This window comes from Protofrankia sp. Cas4, assembly GCF_963555915.1.
Taxonomy (GTDB): Bacteria; Actinomycetota; Actinomycetes; order Frankiales; family Frankiaceae; genus Protofrankia.
Window position 1 is genome coordinate 22,666 of record NZ_CAUVXL010000071.1, and the last position, 3,709, is coordinate 26,374.

At 68.1% G+C, this 3,709-nt stretch carries 5 protein-coding genes; 2 read left to right on the forward strand and 3 right to left on the reverse strand.

Going from position 1 to position 3,709, the window contains the following annotated elements:
* Positions 1 to 242: 242 nt before the first annotated feature.
* From U9979_RS07300 to U9979_RS07310, 3 genes are all read right to left on the reverse strand, one after another.
* Positions 243 to 407 carry a hypothetical protein gene (locus U9979_RS07300; protein WP_322778763.1) on the reverse strand — a complete coding sequence of 55 codons (165 nt, stop codon included), beginning with the start codon at positions 405 to 407 and terminating at the stop codon, positions 243 to 245.
* 131 nt (positions 408 to 538) lie between these two features.
* Positions 539 to 1,276 (reverse strand): NUDIX hydrolase, encoded by a 738-nt coding sequence (locus tag U9979_RS07305; RefSeq protein WP_322778764.1) that lies wholly within the window; start codon positions 1,274 to 1,276, stop codon positions 539 to 541.
* 16 nt (positions 1,277 to 1,292) lie between these two features.
* Entirely contained in the window at positions 1,293 to 2,726 is a 1,434-nt protein-coding gene (locus U9979_RS07310) for a nicotinate phosphoribosyltransferase (protein WP_322778765.1), read from the reverse strand.
* Between the two features lie 174 nt (positions 2,727 to 2,900).
* On the opposite strand from U9979_RS07310, the gene clpS reads away from it, so the two are divergent.
* Complete coding sequence (gene clpS / locus U9979_RS07315; RefSeq protein ID WP_322750938.1) at positions 2,901 to 3,191, forward strand: ATP-dependent Clp protease adapter ClpS; 291 nt, start codon at positions 2,901 to 2,903, stop codon at positions 3,189 to 3,191.
* Between the two features lie 62 nt (positions 3,192 to 3,253).
* Positions 3,254 to 3,709, forward strand: a 456-nt coding sequence (locus U9979_RS07320) for a DUF2017 family protein (RefSeq protein ID WP_322778766.1), incomplete at its 3' end; no start/stop codon positions are given.

Consider the following 3,709-nt stretch of genomic DNA (forward strand, 5'->3'; position numbering starts at 1 on the left):
GTGGAGGCGTCCACAGCCATGGTTGACCAGTCACCCGCAGTCCTTTCGTCCTACTTTGGGGTTGCTGGAAGTTCAGTATAACTAGTTAGACATCTCCTAGCCCATGGCAACAAAATGGTTGCTTCTAGTTAAAGAGCGCCGCTGCTGTGTGTAAAGCTACTAACGCGTTCTGTTCATGAGGGTGCGAGGCGCATCCTTGTGCGGGCGCCCCTGTCGCCGGGCACTCTTATTACCGGGCGCTCTTAACGGTTCACGGCACCGTCAGCGAGATCGAGAAGAACGACAACGACGATCAGCAGGACGATCCAGCGCAGGAGACCCATCCGGCTCCAGAGATCTTTGGCGAGGCTTCGTCCGGCGCGACCGGCCAGCAGCAGGAGCGCGCACAGCGCTCCACCTACCACCACGATAAATATTCCGGCATTACTGGGATCCACGCGGACAACGATCTCATGCGGGCCGCCGCCGGCACCGGTTGGTGGTGAGGGCTGGTCGGTGGTGAGGGCTGGTCGGTGGTGAGGCCTGGTTGGTGTCGGGGTCACACCGTCCGGCGCAACAACGGGGGATGCAGCGCGGTCGCCGAGCCCCGCCGGTACAGCTCGGCAGGCCGTCCCCCACCACGCGGCGCAGCCCGGGCACCCACCGGCACCACGAACCCCGTTGTCGACAGCACCTTGCGGCGGAAGTTGGGAGGGTCCAGCGGAGCTCCCCAGGCGGCCTCGTAGACGCGACGCAGCTCCGCCAAGGTGAACGGTTCTTCGCAGAAGGCCGCGGCGAGCGGGGTGTACTCCAGCTTGCTGCGTGCCCGCTCCATGCCGTCGGCGACGATCGCCGGATGGTCGAAGGCGAGCGTCGGGCCGTCCGCCGACCCGAGATCCTCCACCGGCCACCACCGGACTCTCGGGCCGTCGCGATCAGTTCCCGGCGGGGGCGGCAGGTTCGGCAGCAGTGCGAGGTAGGCCACGCTGACGACCCTGGCCCGCGGATCGCGGTCCGGGCACCCATAGGTCCGCAGCTGCTCAAGATGACCCGAAGCGGCGACTCCGGTTTCTTCGGTGAGCTGGCGACGGGCCGAGGCGTCAAGGTCCTCGTCCACCCGGACGAGGCCACCGGGCAACGCCCAGTCGTCCTGGAACGGTGGGGAGCCGCGCTGCGTGACCAGTACGCAGAGCTGGCCGGCCCGCAATGTCAGCAGGACGACGTCCACACTCACCGCGATCGCCAGCCCGGGGAACATCTCCGCCGCGTCGTGCGGCGGTGTCTGCGGTCCGGTCATGCCTGCCGTCACGGCCTCAATGTTGCCCGGTGGGTGCCCCGACGGCGATGACCGGCAGACACGGTCCGCCGAAGGCGATTGACCGGGCGTCCACCGGCAGGCTCGCCAGCGTTGCCTCATGGTGTGCGCGAGCCGCGAGCAGCCCGTGCGCGTTGGTCCGCCCTGCGTCCAGGATCACTCCGCCGCGCACCAGCGGGACCAGGAGGCGGCGGTCCAGGCTGGTTTCGCGCAGGCCGGTCCCGTGCGCGCCGGGACCGGTCGGTTGGTCACCGGTCGGTTGGTCACCGGTTGGTTGGTCACCGGTTGGCGTGGGGGAGCCGGCAGCGTCGATCGTGATCACGTCCGCGACCGCAACCCCGTTGCGGTCGTGGCGGCGGCTCACCCGCTTGCGCCATCCTTTGGTGCTCTTGCCCACTGACATCTTGGCAACGCCCGTCCCGTCCACCTCGACGAGTTTGTAGACGAACCCGGCGGTGGGTGCCCCCGAACCGGTGACGAGCTTCGTGCCGATGCCGTAGCCGTCGACCGGAGCGTGCGCGAGCCGGGCGATGACATGCTCGTCCAGATCGCCGGTTGCGATGATACGGGTACTCTGCGCGCCGAACGAGTCCAACTGCGCCCGGGCGGCCCGGGCCGTGAGGCCGAGGTCACCGCTGTCGAGACGGATCGCGCCGAGCCCCGGGCCGGCCACCTCGAGCGCGGTCGCGATCGCTGCGGGAACGTCATAGGTGTCCACGAGCAGCGTCGTGTCGACGCCGAGTGCGGCGACCTGGGCTGCGAACGCCAGGCGTTCGGACGGATGGACGAGGGTGAACGCGTGCGCCGCCGTTCCCGTGGTCGGGATGTCCCACCGCCGGCCCGCTTCCAGGTTGGATGTGGAGGTGAACCCGACCAGGTAGGCGGCTCGGGCGGCGGCGACGGCAGCCTGCTCGTGGGCACGGCGTGAGCCCATGTCGACGCATGGCCGGCCTGCCGCCGCGGCGACCATCCGCGCACCCGCGCCGGCGATCGCACTGTCGTGGTTGAGCACGGACAGCACCAGGGTCTCCAGCAGGATGCACTCGGCGAAGCTGCCTTCCACGACCAACACCGGGGTGTTCGGCATGAACGGCTCGCCTTCGGCGAGGCCCTGGATATCCCCGCCGAAGCGGTACCCGGCCAGGTAGTCCGCGGTGGAATCGTCCACGATCCCACCGTCGCGCAGGAAGGTGAGTTCCTCGGGTCCGAAGCGGAACGACTCAAGCGCCGCCAGCAGGCGTCCGGTACCGGCGACCACACCGAACCGGCGGCCGGGCGGTAGGGCTCGGGTGAACACCTCGAAGACCACCCGGCGCGATGCCGCTCCGGACCATAACGCGGCCTGCAGCATCGTCAGCTCGTAGTGATCGGTCAGCAGGGCCGTCGATGCCAGCGCGGAAGAGCGCATGGACGGCGATGTAGGCGTGGTCATCCCGACCAGGGTAGAGCGCCCCCATTGCCGGGCGCTCTTACGGACCTTGGCCGATCGGTGTTCGCATTCTAGGTCGAACCGGTACAAATCTGGATTTCTGACGTCGGGCGGCGGGCGGCCCGGTGTGCGGCGGTCGGGGGGAAGGCGGATCGTCGACGCGTCACAATAGAGGTCGTGCCACTTGCCACTGTCGTGCCCGAAGACATCTCGGAGGTTGACGAGACCACCGAGGACGACCGACCCTGGGTCACGATCGTCTGGAACGATCCGGTGAACCTGATGTCGTATGTGACATATGTCTTTCAGAAGCTGTTCGGTTTCAGTCGGGACAAGGCCAAGGCCCTCATGCTCGACGTGCACCACAAGGGTCGGGCCACCGTGTCCGCCGGCACCCGGGAGGAGATGGAGCGCGACGCCACCCGTCTGCACGCATACGGCCTGTGGGCCACGATCGCGCAGGACTAGAAGGACTATTCTGCGCCGGCATCGGGTTTCGATCGATCAATTGTGATCTTGGGCGGGAGAGCGTGTCCAACGGCTTCAGTCGTACCAGAGACGGGATCCAGGTAGCCCTCGGTCCACTCGAGGCGACGCTCCTGATCGAGCTGATCGGCCAGATCGACGCGCTGCTGGAGCCGCCACCGGTGGACGACCCACTGGAGGCGATCGTCGGGCTGCGTGCCGTGGCGCCGCCGCCGCCGGATGACCCGGCCGTGGCGCGGCTTCTGCCGGACGCCTATCCCGACGATCCCGATGCCGGCGCCGACTACCGTAGGCGAACGTCGGACGACCTGCGCGCGGGCAAGCGCGCGGCCGCGCGCAGGGTGCTGGCCACCGTTCCCGCGACCGGCGGGCAGACCGTGCTCGATGACGACCAGGTCCAGGACTGGCTGGTCACCCTCAATGATCTGCGACTGGTGTTCGGTACCCGGCTCAACCTGTCCGACGATGCCTCCGCCGAGGCTCTCTACGCGATCGAGGGT